Origin of the sequence: Bacillus sp. SRB3LM (genome assembly GCF_015712745.1) — a bacterium.
Taxonomy (GTDB): Bacteria; Bacillota; Bacilli; order Bacillales; family Bacillaceae_G; genus Bacillus_A; species Bacillus_A thuringiensis_K.
Map to the genome: position 1 here is coordinate 242927 of NZ_VWVQ01000078.1, position 24538 is coordinate 267464.

Here is a 24538-nt window from a genome sequence, read left to right on the forward strand (position 1 = left end):
TTAACCCCCAAAAATATTTATTTATCTTTTAGTAGTGTACATATCTGCCATACCTACCACTACTTTTCGTTCGCCTTTAAAAGGATTTCGAGAATGAGACATTAACATATTATCAAGCATCAACACGTCCCCTTTCTCCCATGGAAAGGATATTTCACATTTTGCATATGCATTTTGAATGTGCGATAACACTGCAGCATCAAACTTCATTCCATCTCCATAATAGGAATTTCTTGGTAACCCTTTTTCTGTATACTGTTCTAATAAAAATTCTTGTGTGGTCAAATCAAAATCAGAAATATGAAATAAATGTGCTTGGTTAAACCAAATTTCCTCACGAGTTATAGGATGTGTATAAATACCAGGTCCTTTTTCCTCGGTAGTTAATCCCCCCTCAAACCAGTTAAATTTAATTCCTTTATCTCTACAAAACTTTTCTATTTTTGATTTATCATTCGTATTAAACGCTTTTTCCCAATTTATCCCCATACCATCTTCGTAAAAATTTCTAACATATTTTACACCCTTTTCCTTAAAATTCATTTTTATAGTAGAATCAATATGTTTTAAAATTTCTCGATTATCAGCAATAGGAGTTTCTCCTCCTTCTTTTGACGGGGTCATGCAATAAAACCATATTTTCATTGGCCAAGTAGAAGTGTATGACATTTCAGAATGATGTGGGATTTTTTGATCTGCTGGATAGTCTGTAGAGGTATATATATTTCCACTAACTTTATTTCTTGGGGTTGATGCATTTGTATATTCCTCTAAATTTTCAGAGAATATACAAATGAAATTATTAAAAGTTTCAATTGAATCTATATTACAATTACGAAATAATACCCCGCCAAAATGTAATAATGCGTTATTTAGCTCTTTTTTGTGATCCTCTATCCACTGCAGTATATGAGTATTCTCCTTTCTCGGTTTGAGAACTAATAAAGAGCCTTTAATAATTTGTACATTAAATTTTTCCTGAAATAAATCTAGGTTTATCATAATTTACGCCTCCATTTTTTTATATTTCTTTATTAATAATGATAACTTTAAACATAAATTTTACATGCTTACTAAAAAATTAGCTTGCTTGATTTATAATGGTTTAAGTTAAGAGAATGCGTTCTAGCTATACACTTATATTTATAACATTGTGTACAAAATATACATCTCAATTAATGTAAATTATAAAAATCTGAAAAATTCTTATACAATTACTTTTTCAAAAAACTCATATGTTCTTATACATATACATTCAGAGTGTTAATCTGCATTATGAAATTCAAATCTCGTGTCTTCAATTTGATTACAACAAAGTTCATTTTATAAATATTTTTTAATCGTTAGATAAAGCGAAAAATATTTGAATGATTATTATTTCAATAAGCAGCAGTTCGAACTCTACAGCATAATTCATTGAAAAAATATTTTTAGCAAGTGTATAAAATAGGTTGTTAAAGCAAATATTTTTTAATAATCGCATAAAAAAAGGTTTATACAACCAAGTATTAACATTGTTTAAAAAGATATATTTTACTTATAAAGGAGCTAATTATATGGACTCTAAAGATATTGCAATAATTGGTATAGGCGGACGCTTTCCTAAAAGTCCTACTTTAGAACATTATTGGGAACTACTTCGAAACAAATTAAATGGAATTACTTACTTTAACTTCACTCAAACGGATAATAAAATATATTCTAAACAAAAATTAGTGAATGCACGTGGAATCCTTGGGAATATTGATAAATTTGATGCTGAATTTTTTAATATTTCACCAACAGAAGCTGCATCACTAGATCCTCAACATCGAATATTTTTAGAAGTTGTATGGGAATCTCTGGAAAATTCAGGGTATAATCCATTTAACTATGAAGGAATTATTTCATTATATGCTGGCTGCAGTCCAAGCAAATATAAACCTATTGAATCTGATTCAAAGCAAACAGCCTCTACAACACTTCAAAATTATATTAATAATGCTCCTGAATTTTTAGCTACGAGAGTGGGGCATAAACTTAACTTACGTGGAGAATGTATTTCTGTTGGAACCGCCTGCTCTTCATCATTAGTGTCTGTACATATGGCCTGTCAAAGTTTGTTAAATCAAAGTAGCGACATTGCTATCGCAGGAGGGGTTTCCATAAATGTTCCAGAGTTTAAAGGATATATCTATCAGGAAGGATTAATCTATTCTTCGAATGGAGAATGTAAACCTTTTGATGCAGAAGCAACTGGAACTGTTGAAGGTAACGGTGCAGGTGTAGTTGTATTAAAAAAATTAGAAAATGCAATAAGAGATAAAGATTTTATTCATGCAGTTATTAAAGGAAGTGCCATAAATAATGATGGCAGTGATAAAGCAAGTTATACTGCTCCTAGTCAATTAGGACAAACAAAAGTGATTTTAAGTGCACTTGAAAAATCCAAAATAGATCCTCGAACAATATCTTATGTGGAAACTCATGGAACAGGAACTATTTTAGGTGACCCTATTGAAATGGAAGCATTAAAATCTGCATATCAATTATATACATCGGACAAAAATTATTGTGCAATTGGCTCAGTAAAAAGTAACATTGGTCATTTAACACATGCAGCGGGAATTGCAGGATTAATTAAATTAGTTTTGTGTTTAAAAAATAAAGTACTACCTGCTCAATTTAATTTTAGCAAGCCAAATCCGTACATCGATTTTGAAAATAGTCCTTTTTATGTACCTCAAGAAGCCCTTGAATGGAGAAATACTGAATTGAGTCCAAGACGTGGTGCAGTAAGTTCATTTGGTTTTGGCGGTACAAATGCACACCTTATCGTAGAAGAAGCTCCAGATATAGAAAAGGAAAAAAATCATATACAAAATGCTGAGTTAATTACGCTTTCAGCTAGAACAAATGAACAGTTAATTCAAATTAAAAAACATCTTAAAGAATATTTAATCCAAAACACAAATCTAAATTTAGCTGATATCTCTTATACCTTAAATGTTGGAAGGAAAGCTTTTGAATACAGATGGGCAACTATTGCCTCTAATATAGAAGAATTAATTAATCATTTAGATGAATCACATATTCAAGAACCATCCAATATAAATCAACATGATGAAATTTTAAATCGGTTTTTACACAAATGGCTTGATGGAAATAACATCGATTGGAATCAATTATATAAAATGAAAAAATATTATAAAACGCCACTTCCATCATATCCTTTCAAGCGTGTATCTTATTGGAAAGGAGAACAAGCGCTTGACTTGGAACAACAATCAAAAGATGAGATAGATTCTTGTACATCTTGCTCATCCTCTTGTGATAAAGAAGATGCTTTTTTTGATCTTGAAAAGAAAATAATAAAAATATTAGAAAGATTATTGGGAGTTTCTAGTTTGAAAAGAAATGATGATTTTTATGCAGTGGGTGGAGATTCTATAGCTTTAATTGATTTCCTTGTAGAAATTGAAGAGGAAACAGATGGTCAGATCTTTTTAACTAGTGAAGAAACATTTGATATCAATACCATTGGAGATTTATGCGATTTATGCTTTACCAAATACGGTAGAGAGTAACTTTTATATCCCGAAATATATTAAGGCATTTTCCACATCATTTTCGTACATCTAAATTCACTATATTGGAGGGAATACAATGCTTGAAAGAGGACCGAAAAATTCAAAAAATATATCGCATTCTGAAGATAAATCTAAATTATTAAATACGGCACCTACTAAAAAAACAAGAAAATATCCACTTTCGCCTATGCAAGAATCTATGTGGTATATGAATAAATTAAATCCAAACACTCCTTCTTACCTTATACAATTCGGATTGTATTTCCACGGTGAGTTAAATATACCTTTACTCAAAGAGTCTTTTTTGAAGTTAGGTCAAAGGCAACATGCCTTCCGAACTAAATTTTCTTATGATCAAGATCATGTACCCTATCAAGAAATAGTTGATGAAGTATTGATTTCATTTGAAGAAATTGATTTCACCAAAATAGCAAGAGAAAATCGGGATAGAAAAATTATCGAATTTGCAAAAGGACAATCATCAAAGAAATTCGATTTAGAAAATGGACCTTTACTTACAGTCCATTTTCTAAAATTTGATATTCAAGAACATGCTGTAATTATGAGTATGCATCACATTATTGCTGATGGCCCTTCAGTGGAGATATTAATTAAAGAATTGATTCAAATCTATACAGCGAAAATAGCACATGATTCAATACAGCTGCCTAAATTAAAAGTGCAACATTATGATATTGTAGTTGATACCACTAAAGAATTTAACACGGCTGAGTTTGAAAACAATTTAAACTATTGGAAAAATACATTTTCAGATAAATATGACGGTATTAATTTACCTATTGATTATACTCGCTCTATAGCCCCTTCTTTAAAAGGAACGAGTTTAAATTTTAAGTTTGAAAAAGAATTATTTGACCAAATACGCAATTTCAGTCGAAAAAATCGTACTACTCCATTTACTACTTTATTAGCTGCTTTTTTTGTTTTTTTACATCGCTATACCCAACAAGAGGACTTGATTATAGGTGTTCCTATTACCTTACGTGATCGTCGAGACACTAGACCACTTATTGGGTGCTTTATCAATACGTTACCTATACGAGTAAATTTATGGGATAATCCAAGCTTCAATGAATTAATAGAACGAGTAAAACTTACAAATTTAGAAGCTTTTAAAAGAAAAGCAGTACCTTATCAAAAGATTGTTGAAGCTATTACAAAAGAGAATGCAGCTGTTTCGAATTCTGTGGTACAGATATTAATGGGTTATCAAAAAAATCCGTATCATTCTTTTAGTTTGCCTAATTTAAAAGTAAATAGCATTGAATTTGAAGAATCCGGAACTGAATTTGATATCATTCTTGAAATATTAGAAGATGATAACGCACTAACAGCACGCTGGATCTATTCTAGTGAAATATTCCATCACTCTTCTGTGTCTATGATGGCACAACAATTCCATTCTCTTTTAAGGGAAATCGTACAGAATCCTGACCAAAATATATCCGATTTTTTAATGCTAAGTGAAACAGATCGGAAAATTCTTTGCTCTTTAAATCAAACTACAACAGATTATCCTAAAGAAAAAGCTATTTATCAGGTTTTTGAGGAGCAAGTTCAAAAAACACCAAATCATATTGCTCTGTCATTTAAAGAGAAGGAGATCACCTACCGAGAGCTTAATGAAAAAGCCAATCAATATGCACACCTTTTTAGAAATTTAGGGATAGCAAAAGGAGATTTTGTAGGTGTTTGTATCGAAAGATCCAATGAACTTATTACAACCCTTTTAGGAATTCTAAAAATAGGTGCTATATATGTCCCATTAGATGCCAATTATCCACAAAAAAGATTAGAATTTATGATTCAAGATAGTCGTATGAAATGGATTATTACCCAAAAATCTAAAAATAATATATTTAAAACTGGGTATCCAACAGTTATTACAATTGATCAAAAACAAGAAGATATTTTATCGCAACCTACAAATTCTTTACGTGTAACAGTCAATCCAACTGATATATCCCATGTCATTTACACGTCTGGTTCTACTGGAATGCCTAAAGGAGTTTTAATTAACCATCGAAATGTTATTCGCTTAGTTAAAAACACTAATTATATGCAGTTTGATAAACAAGAAGTTATGTTACAGTTAGCACCTATTTCTTTTGATGCTTCTACATTTGAAATATGGGGAAGCTTACTAAATGGGGGGAAATTAGTCATTATGCCTCCGGAAACACCTACACTTGGTAAAATAGGCGAAACAATCCGTTCACATCATATAACTACATTATGGTTAACATCTAGTCTGTTTAATCAAATGGTTGAAAACAGATTAAATGATATTGTAGGTTTAAAATATTTAATAATTGGTGGAGAAAGCTTATCGCTATCTCATGTTGAGAAGTTTATTAAAAACACCAAGTATTGCAAACTTATTAACGGATATGGTCCAACCGAAAACACTACATTTTCTTGTTATTATGAAATTCATGATATCGATACTAAAAGAGGCAATATACCTATCGGACAACCTATTTCCAACTCTACAGTATATATCTTAGATGAAAATTTAAAACCTGTTCCAACAGGCGTAATTGGTGAATTATATGTTGGAGGAGATGGAATTGCGAACGGATATCTGAATCAAGAAGATTTAACTTCAGAAAGGTTTATTAGAAGTGTATTTAACTCAAATTCTGATGAGATTTTATATAAAACTGGTGATTTCGCAAGATGTCTTGCAAATGGGAACATAGAATTCAGAGGAAGAATTGATTCGCAAGTTAAAGTACGTGGTCATCGAATTGAATTAAGTGAAATTGAATTTGCTCTTAACGAACACCTTGCAGTCCAGCAGTGCGCTGTTGTAGTTACCGAAGACAGCATTGGTGATAAAACGTTAGTAGCGTATATTGTTGCCAATAAAGGAATGCTTAGAGAACAACATTCTATTTCTATGTATTTTAAAGGATTTTTACAATCTGAATTGCCGTCTTATATGATACCCACAAGATATTTTATTGTAGATAGCATACCACTAACTCCTAATGGAAAGGTAGATATTTCTTCTCTTAAAAAAGTCGTAAGCATGAGTACTTCAGAATCTATTGAATATATTTCACCGAGAGATAAATGGGAAAGTAAACTTTCTGAAATATGGGAAGGTATACTGGATATAAAAAAGATTAGTATAACGGATAACTTTTTTTCTTTAGGTGGTCATTCTTTAAAAGCCACACGAATTATTAGTAAAATCAACGCCGCATTTACAATCGATTTAGAGTTACGGCACATATTCGAATTCCCAACCATTGAACAGATGGCAAAGTTTATTAAATCTAATGCAAAGCAAATAAAAAAAGAAATTTTATCACCACTTCAAAACATAAAAGAATCAAAAGATTATCCTGTATCATTTTCTCAAGAACGCATGTGGATTGCATCACAATATGATATTGTCACTACAGCCTATCACGTTAATATAACGAAAAAACTAAAAGGACCTTTACATGTCCCATCGTTCAAGAAAGCCCTAAACATCCTAGTAAATAGACATCCATCATTTAGAACTACTTTTCATCTAGATTCAGATCTCCGTCAAGAAATAAAAAATGATATTGAAGTAAATCTACAAGTAGTTGATGTAACTACTTGCAAAACTGCAGAAAAAGAAATAAAAATAATACAACTTTTAAATGAATATGTTCAAGAACCATTTGATTTAAGCAATGAGCTTCTCTTTCGCACAAAATTATTTAAAATAGCAGAGCAAGAATATATTTGGATATTAGTAATGCATCATATCCTCACAGATGGATGGTCACAAAATATTATTTTAAATGATTTAATCAGCTCATATAATGCGATTTCACAAGGAGAGTCACCTCTTTTATCTAATATTAAATTTACTTATGTTGACTATTCAATTTGGCAGAGAGCAATTGTAAATAAAGGGTTCCTAGATTCTCAATTACAATATTGGTTAAACAAATTAGAAAATATTCAAAATAAAGGAACGTTACCATTAGACTTTAAACGATCTAACTTAGAGACGCAAAAAGGGGCATCTATTAAATTTAATTTTAATGATGAACTTCAGAAAAAGCTACAAGAATTTAATGGATTATACAGTAGTACATCGTATTTAACATTATTGTCAGTCTATATATTATTTTTATCCAAATATTCAAAGAGTCGACAAATTGTAATTGGAACACCAACAGCTAATCGTAAGAATTTAGACGTGCAAAATATCGTAGGCTGTTTTGTCAATACATTAACATTAACAAGTTCATTAAATTTAGAAAGTACATTCTTACAATTTTTAAAAGAAACCGAATCTATGGTCCTGGAAGCTGACAGTAACCAAGAATATCCTTTTGATCTACTCATTTCTAAAATAAGAGAACATAAAAATTTAACCCAAGACAACTTATTTGACGTATGGTTCTCATTAAATGATGTCAGTAATAGCGCTATCGAAATGAACGATATAATAATGGAAGATATTTTTTCTGATACACAAAGTGCTAAATTTGATTTAAATATGGGGTTTTTCACTAAAAACTCTCAAGTCACAGGTTTTTTAGAATACAATACTGCATTATTCAAACACGATACAGTTCTTTCCATGCTAAAGGTATATAAAACATTATTAGAAAGCGTAATTACTAAACCTGAGCAAACATTAGCTACTATTATTGATGAACAGATTAACTAAAAAACTATTACTATTGAGGATGGTACATCATGAATTTAAATCACAAAAAGACAAGCTCTATAAGAAAGTTAACGTTAGAACAACTGGCTCACATGTGCTTACACCAAATTGTTGAATTTCATGCAGATCATACGCCCGAACAAATAGTTGTGATAGCTGATGATAAACAACTAACATATAAAGAATTGAATGTATCTGCAAATCAAGTAGCTAATCTGTTAAAAGAACAAGGGAGAGGTATCGGAGATTTTATAGGTCTATATATTGAGCGATCTGTTGAAATGATTATTGGGTTATTGGGAATTTTAAAATCGGGTGCCACTTATGTCCCCTTAGAAACCGAACTTCCTAAAGACCGAATAGAATATATAGTAAACTCTGCTAACTGTAGTTTGATACTCAGCTCAAAAAAATCAAAATCAACTTATCCTTTGGTAGATCGACCTATCATTACAGTAGATGACCCTAAGACAAAAACATATGGAATTGAAAATTTAAATATTTCAATTCCTTTACATCAACTGATGTACGTCATGTTCACCTCAGGGTCTACCGGAAATCCAAAAGGAGTACTAATCGAACATAAAAATGTAACAAATTATATTGTATCTCTTATGGAGTGTTTAAATATAAATGATAAAACAAACTTTGCGAGTGTATCTACATTATCAGCAGACTTAGGGAATACATCTATCTTTGGAGCTCTAGCTTCAGCTGGAACATTGCATATTTTATCTAAAGAACAAATGTTACAACCTGACGAATTTTCGAATTATTTTTCTACGCATTCAGTAGATTGTTTGAAAATTACGCCTTCCCATTTCTATACTTTACTACATTCTGCAGAAGAAAATATCTTTCCAAAACAGTATTTGATACTGGGAGGCGAATTGTTAAAATGGGAAATCTATCAAGAAATAAAAAAACGGGCAGGAGCCTGTAAAATAGTAAATCATTATGGGCCGACTGAAACTACAATTGGTGTTGCAATGAATGTAGATATAGACGATAACCTTGAAACAGAAACCAAAAGTGTTCCCATTGGAAAGGCGATTCGTAATAATCAAATCGTCATATTTGATAAAGATAAAAACCTGAGCAAACAAGGTACGATTGGAGAATTATGCGTTATAGGTGAAAACGTAGGGAGAGGCTATCTCGAAAAAGTCACTGGCCCTCAAAAATCAGGATATTTATCTATAAATGGGAAAAAGGCTTATCAAACGGGTGATATTGGGCGATATTTATCCGACGATAGTATTGAAATAATAGGTCGAATTGATGACCAAATACAAATAAGAGGATATAGAGTAGAATTAGCAGAAATTGAAAAAGCTATTTTCCATTACACTAATGTTCAAAATGTATATGTCCACGTTAATGATAAAAATAATGTAGAAAAAGAAATAATTGCCTTTGTTTCTGTAAAAAATGCTCCAATTGATGAAAGCAACTTGAAAAATTTTTTAAAAGAAACTCTTCCTTCCTATATGATTCCTAGCATTATTATTGTGGATGCTATTCCTTTGGATGCAAATGGGAAAGTGAACAAAAAAATATTAAATAAATTTTTAACAGCATTACCTGAGAAAAAGCAAGCTCAATATTCAAAGCTCCATCAAGTACTTCTTAATTATTTAGGAACATTAATAAATAACAAACATATAACCATTACGGACAATTTTTTTGATATAGGTGGTAGCTCTCTTCAAGCTATTCAATTGATTTCTTGGATCAGAGATACCTTCCATATTCCTATTTCCATTCGATCCTTTTTGGCTAATCCTACTGTCGATACATTGTACCACTTTATGATCAATCATGAATCTAAGCAAAATGTATTAACAACGGCTGAGCGAATGTTCGAAAAAGAAAATGTAAAATATCAAAATGAAGACACAAGTGAAATTATTTCTAAATATTTACAAAAAAAATGGGCGCAAGTATTACGTATACAAGATGTACAGAAGGATGATAACTTTTTTGATATAGGAGGATCCTCTTTGCAAATTATATCTTTAATGAACTGGGTAAGAAAAGAATTAAACGTTCCCATTTCCATTCGATCCTTTCTTATCAATCCTACTATAACTCATTTAACAAAACTCATATTAACAGAGGTGACAGATGTTTCCGAATTCATACGGCAATTAACTCAGGATAAGATCTAAATTTATATGGCTATTAAAACTTCGAAACGAAAGGTGGAGCATGAATGAAAACTCTATTAAATGATCTTATATCTCAATTTAAAAAGAACAAAGATACAATAGGGATTGTACTAGTAGGTTCTAGTTCACGGGGTTATCAAGATACGTTATCTGATTTTGATGTAGAAGTAATTGTAACGGATTCTTACTATAATTCCCTTGCAACAAATAATCTTTTCGAGAGATCAATGGACGGCAAGATTGAAATCTTATTGCTACCCGAATCCGACTTTAAAGCTAAAAAAGATTCTCCCGCAGATATTGACCATTGGCCATATGAATTTTGTGAAATACTTTATGATCCCAATAGAATTTTGTATCAAGAAATAGCACAGATCAAACATATGCCTCCTATGCTAGGAGATCAAAGAGCTAAATTACATTATTTCGAATTTTTATTTTGTATACAACGAACTAGAAAATTATTACTTCGTGGAGATGAATTAAATACTCGTCTATGTGTAGCAAAATCTCTACAGATACTTATTAAGTTATTCTTTGTATTACAAAATCAATGGGTACCAGTAATACATTGGAGTAGCCAAAATTTAAATGATTTAGATTATTTCAATAGTATGACAAAACAACTGATGCTAGAAATAATGCGAAAACCGAACATTAGAATAGCAGAAGAACTAATTAAAGAAACAGATATCATATTAGAAAATAAAAAATTCCAATTTCAATATGATAAAGAAGCATTAACTGAAGAAGTATGTAGTTATCAATACCGTTCTATAAGAGAGCAGTATGGCACACTTTAGTATGAGGAGGTATATTTAGGATTATGTTAAATAAAGACTTTCTTCCCAAACAAAAAAATATGAACATAGACCAAAAATATATTACAATTACAATGAAACAGAAGTTATCCATGTTAAAAGACATTGCTCAAAAATTTGACGTTGATCTATGTACACTTTTTAAGTGTGCTTGGACAATTATTTTATATAAATACAGTGCAGAAACAGAAGTTGGTTTCGGATTTTATAATCTTCAAAAAAACAATATAGATAATTATAATATAAAAATTCAAAAAAATGCTACAGTAAAAACTCTGTTACACGATATTTATATGCAACCACCAACCATGGTGTCATATAACGATAAACTGCAATATGATACGGCACTGGTAAATTCTAATGGTAATGTAGCGCATATTGAGTCGTTTTTTCATACTTTTTCTAAAGATGTAGTTTTTATTTCCTTTGAAGAAAATCATTTAAACGATGAATTTAATATTCAAGCCTATTTTAATTCTTCTACTTATCATATAGGAATTCTTGAAAACCTGTTAAATAATTTAAAGATTTTTTTAGATACTTTTGAAACTAAGTCAGAATTGACACCTTTAGATATAAATATTACTAGTCCGTCAGAACAAAACACAGTGACTGAAATATTTAATGATACTCCTCAAAGTTATTCAAAACAACAATGTAAATGTGTTCATAAAATTTTTGAAGAACAAGTTGTAAATACTCCCTCACATATTGCTGTAAGCTATAATGGAAAAAACTTAACGTATAGAGAGGTTAATGCACAAGCAAATAGAGTCGCTAATTATTTATTATCTAGGGGTGTTCAAACAGGTTCTCATATTGGCATCATGTTAGAACGTTCAATTGAAGCTATTGTCTCTATAATAGGAATTTTAAAATCAGGATGTACTTATGTTCCCTTAGATGCCACATACCCCCAAGAACGATTAGTATTTATGTTAAAAAATAGTAATCCTGCGATGGTCATTACTCATGAATCGTTTCAACATATACTTCCGTCCACCTATGCGGGAACTATTCAAACAATCTCAAAAATATTGGAATCCAATGTGCATAATACAAATCCTAATCACACTTGTACTACAGAGGATGTAGCGTATGTTATTTATTCTTCAGGTTCCACTGGAACACCGAAAGGGATCATGGTTCCACATAGAGGCATTATACGTTTAGCCTGTGATAAAGATCATTTTAAATTTACAAACACAGATATTTTGACACAAATGTCTTCTATTAGTTTTGATGCAGCTACTTTTGAAATATGGACAGCTCTTTTAAATGGTTTAAGGTTAGAGATTGTGTCCAAAGATATAGCTCTAGATAATGAAAAACTGTGTCAGTTTATCTTAGATAAAGAAATTACTATTATGTTTTTTACAACAGCATTATTTCATAAATTTGTAGAAAAAAATCCCCAAGCACTTTCAACACTTAAATATTTAATTGTAGGAGGAGAAGCATTAAATTTAACACATGCCAACTTAGCACTTCAATATCTTAATGAAGAAGGGTATTTGATAAATGGTTATGGACCGACTGAAAATACAACGTTTTCAACCTACTATTTTATGAACCAGAAACATAAAAAGTTAAATTCTATTTTGATTGGTACTCCTCTCACCAACTCATCCGTTTTCATTTTAGATGAAAATCTTTCTCCATTACCTATTGGAGCGATTGGAGAAATTTATTTAGGGGGAAAAGGGGTAGCTATAGGTTATCTGCATAATAAAGAGCTTACTCAAGAAGCATTTATTCAAGAACACCCATTTCAAAAATTCGGAAAAACACTTTATAAAACAGGAGATTTAGGTCGCTGGTTACCAGATGGAAATATTGAATACTTAGGAAGAAAAGACCGCCAAATAAAAATTCGAGGTTTTCGTATAGAACCAGGGGAAATTGAGACAGTGATGTTAAATCTATCTTTTATAACAGAATGTGTAGTTATGGATATAAAAGATCTTTCTGGTAATAAAAAGTTAGTCGCATTTTATGTCTCATCTCAGATAATACGCACTTCAGAACTTAAAGAACTTTTGAAAAAAAGCCTTCCAGAGTATATGATTCCAAATCAATTTATACAAATGAATAATTTACCTGTTCAAGAAAATGGAAAATTAGACACCAAAACATTAACATCTATTGCTCATTCAAAATATTTTAATCACAACTCTGAACGAATCGAACAAACAAAACCGGTTGATCTAGTTCATGCTTTAACCCTTATTTGGGAGGAATTATTAGGTGTAACTAATATTCATTTGGAGGACAACTTTTTTGATTTAGGTGGAGATTCTCTACAAGTGATGGAGTTAAAAGAACGGGTACATCACAAATTAAAACATGATATTCCAGTAACAGCTATATTTTCTCATCCAACTATACATTCTTTAGTAAAATTTATTAATGGTCCTAATGATAACAATATTAAAAGATTCAGAAAATAAAGAATTTTGTTTCGGAAGGTTGGTGTAAGAATGTTTTTTCAGAATTTCCTTTTATTCCTAGTAGGAGGGGATTATTATAACTCAAGCCCGCTCAAGCCAAATTACTAAAAATATCTTTAAAGGTTCTGTCGGTAATCTAATTGAATGGTATGACTGGTACGTCTATTCTGCTTTTGCTGTCTATTTTTCAGCAGAGTTCTTCCCGAAAGGCGATTCAACTAGTCAACTACTGAATACAGCGGCTATTTTCGCAGTTGGATTTTTAATGCGTCCTATTGGAAGCTTATTAATAGGACGTTATGCGGATCGCCACGGACGTCGAACAGCATTAACCCTTTCTATTACAATTATGGCTGGGGGTTCTCTTATTATCGCCTGTACGCCTAGTTATAATAGTATCAGAATTATGGCTCCTATTATTTTAGTTATTGCTCGTTTGATTCAAGGATTATCAATAGGCGGAGAATATGGAACTTCAGCAACTTATTTATCTGAAATGGCTAGTAGTGATCGCCGTGGTTTTTATTCAAGTTTTCAATATGTAACTCTCGTAGCAGGGCAGATGATTGCCTTAGGCGTTCAAATTGCTCTGCAACAGATATTAAGCGAACCAGACATGAAAGTGTGGGGATGGCGTATACCATTCATTATTGGATCAATGGGAGCAACAGCTGTGTTATGGCTTCGCCGTACTATGGATGAATCTGAACAGTTCTCAAACATGAAATCCGAAAACCGTGAAAATCCAGGAACCATTCAAACACTTATGAAGCATCCGAAAGCTGTATTAACTGTGATCGGATTAACACTAGGCGGTACTGTTGCATTCTATACGTACACAACATATTTACAGAAATTCATGGTAAATACAGTTGGTCTACCAAAAGAAGTAGTAAGCTGGATTAACTTTGTCGCACTATTTATATTCGTACTACTTCAACCGGTTGCTGGCCTATTATCTGACCGAATTGGACGTCGTCCACTATTAATGACCTTCGGCATTCTTGGAACTTTACTAACAGCACCAATATTCTACTTTATGGAAAAAACGACATCGCCAATCGTAGCATTTCTAATGATGATGACTGGGCTCATTATCATTACTGGTTACACTTCTATTAATGCAATTGTAAAAGCGGAACTTTTTCCAGCTGAAATTCGTGCACTAGGCATAGGGTTTCCATACGCACTTACAGTTTCGATATTTGGTGGAACAGCAGAATTTATCGCATTGTGGCTAAAGAAGATCGGGGCTGAGTCACTATTTTACTATTATGTAACGGGTTGTATTGCAATAAGCTTTATTACGTATTGGTGGATGCAAGAGTCATTGAAATCCTCTCATATTACGTTTGATTCGAATTATTCAAATAATACAACAGCAGATCCTTCTGTTACAAAATTAAAAAACGATCAAAACTCATGAATGTTTTATAGGTTCTGGTGCAAATACAGTTAGATATGAAAAAAAGAAAAAGATTCCTAGCGGAATGGAACTTTATGCTGTTAAACCAAAGATTTCATTGATAAGATACATTTGCTTTTGGACAGACTTCTCCCCTTGGAGGGTTTGTCCTTTTTTGATCATATGCATAGCTTCTATTCCAGCGATCATTTTTGTAGCTGTTTGCAAGGATTTCAATCCCAGCATATTCTGAATCCGTTTTTTGATAAATCGATGATCTTGCTCAATGAGGTTCTGTTGCAAAGTTTTTGGAGCTGAGCTAGACTGTAAAAAAATGAGATGAGGAGCATAACATATGGGATATTTTAAAGGAAAACAATTCAAGAAAGATATTATTTTGGTAGCCGTCGGCTACTATTGTCGTTTTTCTTTAAGCTATCGCGACGTATCTGAACTTTTGAGAGAGCGTGGTGTTTCAGTTCATCCTACAACTATTATGCGTTGGGTCCATGAATATGGAAATATCATTTATCAAATGTGGAAGAAGAAAAATAAATCAGCACATTCCTTATGGCATTTAGATGAAACCTATATCCAAAGTCAAGGGAGAGTGGCGTTATCTGTATCGTGCGATTGATAAGGAAGGTTACACGTTGGATATTCAACTTCGCAAAAAGCGAGATCATCAAGCAGCCTATATGTTTATGAAAAGGTTAGTGAAAGCTTTTGGAGAACCAACGGTTCTCACAACAGACAAGGCTCCTGCTTTACTTTGTGCGTTCAAAAAACTAAAACATAATGGCTTTTATGTGCATACGAAACATTGTACTGTTCAGCATTTCAATAATCTCATCGAACAAGACCATAGACATATCAAGAGACGTTTTGTTAAATCCGCAGGATTTCAAAATCTTCGCCATGCTTCACGTACATTGAAAGGAATCGAAACGGTTCATGCCATATACAAACAAAAGAGAAGTCATATTCCAGACTTCTCTTTTGTTTATGTAAAAACTGGAATCATTTCAATGTCTTTCTCTGTACATACGGCACTGCGATACTACTACAAACTCAAGAATCCGTTTTATAGCTTCCTGGTGTCTGGATAATCAAAATAGATGAATTCAAATATTCGAACTGTGTTTGTTGTAAAGCTAGATGATTATCTTGTAAATATTTTTGAAGTGCCGCACCTGGTTCTACTGTATACACAGAATGTATTTGATAGACTGCGGCTGTATATTCTGTATACCCATAGGATGAATTATCTACTCCTATCGGGATGTTTTGTGTATGGCTAACCTCTTCTGTTACAGTAATGGGATGATGATACGTTGCAGTCAATAATTCACTCAACGTAGCTATCGCTCCGTCGAGAAGCGCTTTCATGTCAGTTTTCCACCCCATTGTGAACGCAAAATGTAAGGCATTCTCTATGGATAATCCAGATTGAACTGCTTGGTTAAAAGTATATAGAGTTGTAACAGGTTGCGTACTGTATACCACACGCTTAAATTTTGTCGCCCGTTTTACTTTTGTTTCTGTCCAAAAGGATTGCACTTGCTTCGCAAATTCTGGATCCTGATTGCATTTCGCCGTGAAAGAAATAGTTTTCCCTAAATCTAACATTCTATAGGTGTTTGTCTGAGAATATTTTCCGATGATAATGAGACCATGCTCACTTTTTTCCATATAGGTACCATCATTAAAATACAGCACATCACCTATATTTCCAAATTCATTGACTGTCGTTCCCTGCTTAGGAATAGGGTCATAGGGATTAGCGGAAAGCTGAGGAACGGGAATTTGCTCCTGGTTCATGGCTACGTTATTTTGTTCCTCGGGAAGAAGCGTTTTGCCCCCATTTTTTACAAGGTATCCTTGAAACGGATTCTCTGATGATACCCTCTTTTTTGATTGGTAAGAATCAGCAAACGATGTGGTAGCTGAGATTGTACCCATACTGAACCCACCTACCAAAGGAAATACTAAGAATAGATATTTAAATTTGTTCATCGTACCAATGTTCTCCTCACAGACTCCATTTTGTTTACTAGATTTTTATTCAGCAACTTTTCGGCAGAAGCGTTTTGTTCGCTAGCTTCTATCACTTCAAAAGGTGTTTGTAACTCACTCAAACGTAACGCGAATCTGTCCTTACCAGGGTCGTATGAATGCGGATAATTTGTTGACTCCATCCAAGCTTTTTCCACATTGTTTCCGTAATATCCATTAAAATCAGACCACCCCGTAGCACTCTCATGGACTCCTTTCACAGCGCTTCCTAGACCTATAGAATTATCTTCGGATGATCCATAAATGACATGATCTGCGCTGTTGCTATAATTCAAATAAATAGAATTGAATAAAGGATCATAAGCCCAATAGTATAAACCTGGTTTATTGGCTTTAGCTGATTTTATTCTTACTTCATTAGTAGATTCGATGAACCCATCTATTCCATATTTATGTTCAAAAATAATAGGCGTTCCATTATCCGTTGCAGCATTCGCAAAAAGTAAGAAATCATCTAAGCCCCAACGTTCGAATGTGACGCCACCTTTATCAGGCAAATTTTTATCTTTTATATAGTATGGCGTATTATATTTCAATCGTTCTCCATTTTTTGTAACAGGATTGGAATGATCTGCAGCAATTGCTAAACTAAGTATGCTTGCTAAAGATTTTTTCATATTTTATATTGTCCTTTCTTTATTTTGGACATTCTCATGGCTACAACCGGTGACTGCTGGCTCTTACGTCTACACGCATCTTTTTCCTAACAAGAAGACTCCTTCAAACTGTATAAAAACAAGGGTAGCCTGTATTGCATAAACAAGAATACGTTGTAAAAAAAGAGCGGATTATATATGGATGGATGAGCGAAAGAGGAAAATTCCAAATCATTCCTTTCGGGTTGGTACAGCCTATACTAAAATTACAGAACCGCCTAGCCATATGTACTCAGCACCCTTGCTGTAATATAATAATGACTTCAGCAAGTTCTGGAAAATGCCGGACAAAATCACCTGTTTTCATGGTCATTCACCTCCCTATCATACGATCTCAAAATCACTAGCATATCTACTAGATAGATTAATCTGAAATTTAACTGCACCACAAAAGAAAAATGTGTACGTTATCTCCTGTAGATGATCTGTAAAGCTATTTTAACTTTTATCGTTATATTTAGATAGTGATAATTTGTCCTTATTTATTGTACAAATTGTGTATGATAGAGATCATACATAGGTAGCTACCATATACAAAATAGGTTCTGTTGCAAAGTTTTAATTTCTTAAAAAATACGAATTAACATGCACTCATTCAGAATACATGCTCAGTGATTTACACAAAATTGTACGATTCATTCATAAATTCGAATGATTTTTTAACTTTGCAACAGAACCGTATTTTCACTACTTCTTTCTGAACTTGTTTTTCTGTCTCCCTATCGATAGCTGATAATAAAGATAACTATCGAGCCATGAAGGAATTTCCCTATTTCTAAATTTGTCTATTTACTGTTACATAAGATACGTGAAATTTTACTATCCCGTTGTTAAATAAAGGAACATCGCGCATTAACATAGCCTCCACCACACTATTGTGCATTGTTCCACAATCTATTAAGCTGTTGTCTTCCTAATGACCAACATTATTTAACAAGATAAAATAATATTTGGATGGGAGTCTAATATATATTATTAAAATTAAAGTAGTTCAAGCCGGAGGAAGACATCTTATGGTGTCTTTTTGATAGTCTACCTATTTCCGTAAGTGGGCTATATGTGATTTTGCACTTGTGAACCATTAAATTATGACGAGAATCGTTAAGATTCCCGATTACTCTTCTATTTTCTTCAATATTCTGCTAAGATGGAGAGTAGATACATAGATTGTTAAATAACTAACTTTTATATAAAATAAAAAACCCCCGACAGACAGAAGTTTTTAGATGGTCGAAAGGTTGGTCGCCAAGACACCATTTAAAAACCCGAAACAGAGGTTTTGTATATACGTCAATTAAGTTGATACCTAAATAGTATCATAATTTTTAAAAAACGTAAACTACAAATCCTCTATTCGCTGTACCTAAATTTTGTCGGGGCAATAAATGGAGGATTTTTTATTATGGCTAACGATGTTTTTAAACATGCTCGGAAACGTGGGCATAGTGTTGTAGAGAACACTCTACTTGATGATTGTAATCTTACAGGGATGGCGAAATATCTTTTAATTCAGTTCTGTTCACATCGTGACGGAGCCTGGAAGGTTAACATGCCTGATATTATTCAACGTTCTAAAAACGGACGTGACGCACACTATAACGCACTTAAAGAATTAATATATAACAAATATGCAGCGCGTATAAAAGTATTGGAAAAAGGTAAGTTCATACAACAGATTTACATTTACGGACAAGTTAAAGAAGATGTTGCCGCGATGTTAGAGGAAACAATTCAGGAGCAAATTTCAGAAGGATATTTAGTTCGGGTCGAATTCGGTAAACCAATTTCTAAAAATCAGGAAATGGTTTCCGAAGATTCGGAAATTCAGTACAATATAAATAACCAAAGAAAAAATATCAAAAAAGAAAATACCAAAATATATATAAATAATATAGCGAAAATTGATGATGATAAGCGAAGCTTCTCTTCTCTTTCCCTAAATGAAGAACAATTAAATATAATTGTAAATACTCTTCGGGACGCAACAAAAGACGAGTTAACAGATCGTAGCTTTAAATCTGTATTAAAAAAAGTAATGGATAAATACAACCAAAGAAAAATCTCTAATTTTAGGGATTATTTGATTACGGCATTAGTTAATAAAATCGAAGATTTAGAGCTTCGTAGAATAAAAGAGAATGCAAAAAAACAGTTACAAAAAGACAAGCTAGATCGAAATATAATTACTCGTACACTTTCCGAACATGAATATACAGGGAAAGTCCCATTTTACAATTGGTTAGCTTCATAAAAAAGGAAGTTTATATGTACAATCGTATATTTCACAAAGAATTATTGCATGGAGAAAATATCTATTTAGCTTACTTAGGTTGGGAAGATCATGTGAAACCACTATTCCCTTATACTAATTACAGACAATATATTGAGTTAGTGTTGAAAAATATAAACAGTCAATTAAAAGACCTATTAGTTTAAAAGAGAAAATAGCTCACGATATGAAGCGCATATTCGAAATGTTATTGCTAAGTTTGCGAAAATAGATCTTAAGTCTTCCTATTTTAGATACGATGAAAAAATTGGTGATAAAAGATATGAGAAGACAATTAACAAAACTATAACAGTTAATTTGAGTAGATTGGTTCTGATGCAAAAACTATAAAACTTGTGCAATGAATCTTAAAATTTCGGACATATTGATATGATTACTTTATAAAAGGTGCTTGATCAGTATAAAAAAATATGTTCAAATGGAAGCATTACCAGCCAGATATCATTTTACTAACAGTACGTTGGTACCTAAGGTACACAGAGTATTGAAAAAAACCTGAACACATGATTTTTTATAGGATGCATGACAAAATATTACATGTATGAATTTAATATCAAAAAAATCGCTCTTTACCCAGTTCTTTTTAGCTAGGTGAAGAGCAATTTTTTCCTATTTTAGCAAGCTGCTGTAAAGATACGCCTGCATTTGGACAGACTCCCGCCCTCGAAAATGAGCATACCGGTAACCATGTAGTTCTGTAGCATCCGCAAAGCTTCGTTCAATGGTTGAACTGCGTAATTTATATAAACGTGTTCCAGCACTCGTTCGTTTATTCACAAGAGCGATTTCTTTGTATTCTTCCCAAACATATCGATTGATTCTTCGACATGTTTGATTTGCTGAAAAACAACCTGAACGAATTGAACAGACTGCTGGATTTGATTTGTATTACCTTTGCCCTTTACAATCCGTTGTACAATATGTGAGGATACACCCCATTGGTCAAACAAATTTATCGATTTGTTTGACATATTGAAAAAAACTTCTAGGTACTTCTTGTTTGGATTTTCTGAAACGTCGATAGCCCATCACCATAAAAATCCGTTGTTCCGTTAGCTTTTTACAAATGTAATTGGTAAAATCCCCTACATCTAAAACAACCGCTTCTACTTGAAAGCCAAATTTATTAATTTGTTCTTGCAGACGTGCTAAATATGGCTCGGAATCTGTTCGCTTGACAGGGATAAGAGCAATTCTTCAAGAAGGCTTTGCAGTCTTTTCATGTTTCAAAGTCTCTTGTAATTACAGTTGATAAAAATCCGTCTTATCCAATTGCTATCACAAATTCAAAGAAAGAAAAAACGATGCCGCTAGGAATCCTCATTGTCTTTTAGAGTATATCCTTTATTTACATTAGAACGAGGGTAACTCAACGGTTATTTATAATTTCAAAATGTATATTGTCTTTTGTCAACATACAAATATTGCGCAACAGTTAATCTTTATATGCGATAAAATAAATTATGGATAAAATAATAAATTACCTGTGTTACGTAGTAAAAAAGAATAAAGGAGACAAATTAATGCGTTTAAAAGTCACTACTACAGTTTCAATATGTGCATTTTTAACCTTATCGTTCGGTTTCATGGTTTCTGATGTAAGTTGGGATGAACAAGCTAAAAGGGGAATTGATTTGCTTAGTGGCAAAATTTCTTCTCCCTCTTTTAATTGTGAAATAAATGATTCTTGTATTTGAGAGGACTTTACACTAGAGTTTTTTTAACAAGAGGTATAAGTTTATTATTTTATGCTTAGATATATAAGAAAGAATGTGTGGAAATATGAAAAAAACTTTAACTAGCATACTTATTGTAACAATTGCAGCAGCCTCTCTGCCAGTAACAGCGTTAGCTGCAGATCATTCTGATCCTGTCACAAAAAATGGAGAACGATTGAAATATAATACACCGTATTATGTAAAAGATAAAAATTTATCAGATAAAGGTGGTGTCACATTTGAAGGTTGGGGTCTAGATGATTTTGTTCTTTTTGCTGATTCTGCAACGGATAATGGAACACCAATTATTTTTGAGAATAGAGATGGATCAGAGGGGTTCATCGAATCTATGGATAAGATACGAATAAAATCAACGAAATCGAATGAGCCCGGCGTACACTATTGGGCTCGTGATAAATTGTTAGACTCTGTTTATTTAAATTATGACAATACGACAGACCATATTGTTTATGGATCATCCGAAGATAATTCTATAGGTCTAGGAAGCTTTAAAAAAGGAATGACTGTAATAAATGAGAGAGCTGCGGCAGTGTTTGATTTTAGTGAATACAACGGGAAACATGCGGAAAAATCTTGGATGGAGTCTACAAGTTTTCGGCATGTATATGACCAAGATAAGGAGAACTTTAAGCTACCTTTAGATGACAAACAAACACCGTTTGAAGTAATGGAAGCTAATGAATAAAAGTGTTCTGCTGTATAGGGGAATGTTTAGTAAAGTAAAAAAAGTTCTGCAGATGTTTGCTAGTATGTATAATCCGCCAAATGTTCCTGTAATTCTTGCGTAAAAATATATGTGTAGTAAATAAAAAGTTAGTCAGCTTACGATTTTAGCCGTAAGAGTGCTTAGGAGTAAAAAACGAAAGGAACGTGTAAAAAAATGAAAAACTGTTTAACGGGTGTACTTGCTGTAGTAATCGCTGCAGCCTCCCTGCCAGTAACAGCGTTAGCTGCAGATAATTCCGATCCTGTCACAAAAAATGGAGAACGATTGAAATATAATACACCGTATTATGTAAAGGATAAAAATTTATCAGGTAAAGGTGGTGTCACATTCGAACCTTGGGGCTTCTTGGGTGATTTCGTTCTGTTTGCGGATTCTGTAATGGATAATGGAACATCTATTATTTTTGAGCATAGAGATGGAAAAGACGGGTGCATCGAATCTACCGATGAAATAAGAATAAAATTCACTAATGCCACTAAACCTGGTATGAACTATTGGGCTTATGATCCTTTGTTAAATTCTATTTATTTGAATTATAGTAACCGCGCAGATCATGTCATCTATGGATCCTCTGAAGATAATTCCATAGGCATTGGAATGTTTAGAAATGTGTTAGATCTAAGTAATCTAAATTGGATGAAGTGCTTTTTTGATGAATATAAAGGAAAAAATGAAGAAAAGGCTTGGATAGAGTCAATAAATTATCGGTATGTATATGATCGCGGTAATGGTAGATTTAGGCTACCGTTGGATGATAAACAAACACCGTTTGAAGTAATGGAAGCTAGTGAATAAAACTATTTTGTTGTATAGGTGAAAATGGGGTTCTATTGTCCGTCTGTTCCCGCTCTTCTATATAAGATTGAACAGCTTGCAAGAGAAACTCCTCTTGTCCTAGCCCCGCATCTGCTGCCATTTGTACGACTCTTTGCTTGAATTCATGATCGGCATGAAAAGTTAATGGCTCTACATTACTTTTAAAGTAAATACCTTCTACATGAGGAAGTATCGTGCCGGATTTCATATGAGAATGTAAGTATTTAACCTCTTCTTGAAATTGCAGTGGATCTACTTGTAATACGAAAGGCTTAATTTCTAATTTGATAGTATCTGATGAAATATCTAATCGCATATTTGTGACACCTAGTTCTTTATAAAATAAGTTTATGAGATTATAAGTGATGGAATGAAATAATTGAGGTTTTTTAAATGAAAAAGATAAATACCCTCGTTTAGTAATTACCGCTTTTTTATTGAAAGGTTCAAAGGAGTAATCATGTTCCTTATAAGTGGATAGAGGGAAAATTTCTTCGTCCTCTGTAAGAATCTTGCCGTCTTCTCCATTAATCTCTATTACCCTAGCGGTTTTTCCAATGTGTAGATGTTTTAATAATTGATATAAATATATATCTTCATCTTGAATCTTCGTAATAAATGTTTTTCGCTCTTTTGTTTTGGTTTTTTCATAATCAAGCATAAAAATCTCTAGTTCTTCCTCATCGATAAGATATACTTGTTTTCCTCTTTTTTCTACCATTGTTGCAGGTAATTTTCCAGATTTGATATATGTAAAGATAGTAGATGGTGCAACATTCAAAATTTCAGCTACTTCTTTCGTGCTAAGGCCTTTAACCTCATTTTTATTTTTTAAACGTTCAATATCCTCTAAATAGAAAATCTTACTACCGAATTGCTTCCAGTTATCTTTATATACACATTCTATTAATCCATCTTTTTCTTTTTTTAAAATTGTTTGTACCGTTACTCCTAATAAGTCGGCTGCTTCTTTTGTCTTTACAGTAGGTTTTGTAATGAACAATAAATCTTGTGTCATGAAAGGACACCTCCATAACTATAGTTTGTTAATATTTTAGGTATGTATATATCATATCAGAATCTGATTTATATTTAAAATAAGAAATAGATTTTATTAAATATCGTATTCAT

Annotated in this window: 14 protein-coding genes and 5 pseudogenes; 13 read left to right on the plus strand and 6 right to left on the minus strand. The window is 32.5% G+C overall.

The annotated features are described in order from the left end of the window. Positions 1-21: 21 nt before the first annotated feature. The gene (locus F3I02_RS24910; protein ID WP_196477976.1) at positions 22-1002 is read right to left on the minus strand and encodes a TauD/TfdA family dioxygenase; all 981 of its coding nucleotides are present in this window, start codon (positions 1000-1002) and stop codon (positions 22-24) included. Between the two features lie 554 nt (positions 1003-1556). Here F3I02_RS24910 and F3I02_RS24915 point away from each other — a divergent pair. The 6 genes from F3I02_RS24915 to F3I02_RS24940 all read left to right on the plus strand — a co-directional run bounded on the left by F3I02_RS24915 (position 1557) and on the right by F3I02_RS24940 (position 15124). Then, a complete protein-coding gene (locus F3I02_RS24915; RefSeq protein WP_196477975.1) occupies positions 1557-3566 on the plus strand; it encodes a type I polyketide synthase in 2010 nt (669 codons plus the stop codon). Positions 3567-3645: 79 nt separating this feature from the next. After that, positions 3646-8256: a non-ribosomal peptide synthetase gene (locus tag F3I02_RS24920; RefSeq protein ID WP_196477974.1), complete on the plus strand. Its 4611-nt coding sequence runs from the start codon at positions 3646-3648 to the stop codon at positions 8254-8256. Positions 8257-8285: 29 nt separating this feature from the next. Beyond that, positions 8286-10427, plus strand: coding sequence for a non-ribosomal peptide synthetase (locus F3I02_RS24925; RefSeq protein ID WP_196477973.1), 2142 nt, complete (start codon positions 8286-8288; stop codon positions 10425-10427). 44 nt (positions 10428-10471) lie between these two features. Continuing rightward, on the plus strand, positions 10472-11230 hold the full coding sequence (locus F3I02_RS24930) for a hypothetical protein (RefSeq protein ID WP_196477972.1): 759 nt from the start codon (positions 10472-10474) through the stop codon (positions 11228-11230). A 23-nt stretch (positions 11231-11253) separates the two neighbouring features. Further along, on the plus strand, positions 11254-13698 hold the full coding sequence (locus tag F3I02_RS24935) for a non-ribosomal peptide synthetase (RefSeq protein ID WP_196477971.1): 2445 nt from the start codon (positions 11254-11256) through the stop codon (positions 13696-13698). Positions 13699-13768: 70 nt separating this feature from the next. Beyond that, positions 13769-15124, plus strand: a complete 1356-nt coding sequence (locus F3I02_RS24940; protein WP_374058642.1) for an MFS transporter — start codon at positions 13769-13771, stop codon at positions 15122-15124. A gap of 72 nt (positions 15125-15196) precedes the next feature. Here F3I02_RS24940 and F3I02_RS24945 read toward each other — a convergent pair. Beyond that, positions 15197-15397, minus strand: a pseudogene (locus tag F3I02_RS24945) (DDE-type integrase/transposase/recombinase); the annotation flags it as partial. Between the two features lie 61 nt (positions 15398-15458). On the opposite strand from F3I02_RS24945, the pseudogene F3I02_RS24950 reads away from it, so the two are divergent. Then, a pseudogene (locus F3I02_RS24950) lies at positions 15459-16104 on the plus strand (IS6 family transposase); the annotation flags it as partial. A 70-nt stretch (positions 16105-16174) separates the two neighbouring features. Here F3I02_RS24950 and F3I02_RS24955 read toward each other — a convergent pair. Beyond that, positions 16175-17065, minus strand: coding sequence for a hypothetical protein (locus tag F3I02_RS24955; RefSeq protein WP_196477873.1), 891 nt, complete (start codon positions 17063-17065; stop codon positions 16175-16177). A gap of 50 nt (positions 17066-17115) precedes the next feature. Continuing rightward, positions 17116-17796, minus strand: a complete 681-nt coding sequence (locus F3I02_RS24960) for a hypothetical protein (RefSeq protein ID WP_196477874.1) — start codon at positions 17794-17796, stop codon at positions 17116-17118. A 1441-nt stretch (positions 17797-19237) separates the two neighbouring features. On the opposite strand from F3I02_RS24960, the gene F3I02_RS24965 reads away from it, so the two are divergent. Beyond that, positions 19238-20086, plus strand: coding sequence for a hypothetical protein (locus F3I02_RS24965; RefSeq protein WP_196477875.1), 849 nt, complete (start codon positions 19238-19240; stop codon positions 20084-20086). A gap of 449 nt (positions 20087-20535) precedes the next feature. Further along, a pseudogene (locus F3I02_RS24970) lies at positions 20536-20601 on the plus strand (IS6 family transposase); the annotation flags it as partial. Between the two features lie 133 nt (positions 20602-20734). Here F3I02_RS24970 and F3I02_RS34160 read toward each other — a convergent pair. Next, a pseudogene (locus tag F3I02_RS34160) lies at positions 20735-21292 on the minus strand (transposase); the annotation flags it as partial. Between the two features lie 20 nt (positions 21293-21312). On the opposite strand from F3I02_RS34160, the pseudogene F3I02_RS24980 reads away from it, so the two are divergent. The 4 genes and pseudogenes from F3I02_RS24980 to F3I02_RS24995 form a co-directional block, all read left to right on the plus strand. Beyond that, positions 21313-21444 (plus strand): annotated as a pseudogene (locus F3I02_RS24980) (IS6 family transposase); the annotation flags it as partial. Positions 21445-21648: 204 nt separating this feature from the next. Further along, positions 21649-21822: a hypothetical protein gene (locus F3I02_RS24985; RefSeq protein ID WP_196477876.1), complete on the plus strand. Its 174-nt coding sequence runs from the start codon at positions 21649-21651 to the stop codon at positions 21820-21822. Positions 21823-21907: 85 nt separating this feature from the next. Continuing rightward, on the plus strand, positions 21908-22549 hold the full coding sequence (locus F3I02_RS24990) for a hypothetical protein (protein ID WP_196477877.1): 642 nt from the start codon (positions 21908-21910) through the stop codon (positions 22547-22549). Positions 22550-22744: 195 nt separating this feature from the next. After that, positions 22745-23386, plus strand: a complete 642-nt coding sequence (locus F3I02_RS24995; RefSeq protein WP_196477878.1) for a hypothetical protein — start codon at positions 22745-22747, stop codon at positions 23384-23386. Here F3I02_RS24995 and F3I02_RS25000 read toward each other — a convergent pair. Further along, positions 23376-24425 carry a helix-turn-helix domain-containing protein gene (locus F3I02_RS25000; protein WP_196477879.1) on the minus strand — a complete coding sequence of 350 codons (1050 nt, stop codon included), beginning with the start codon at positions 24423-24425 and terminating at the stop codon, positions 23376-23378. The two genes, F3I02_RS24995 and F3I02_RS25000, sit on opposite strands and share 11 nt — an antisense overlap. Between the last annotated feature and the right edge of the window lie 113 nt (positions 24426-24538).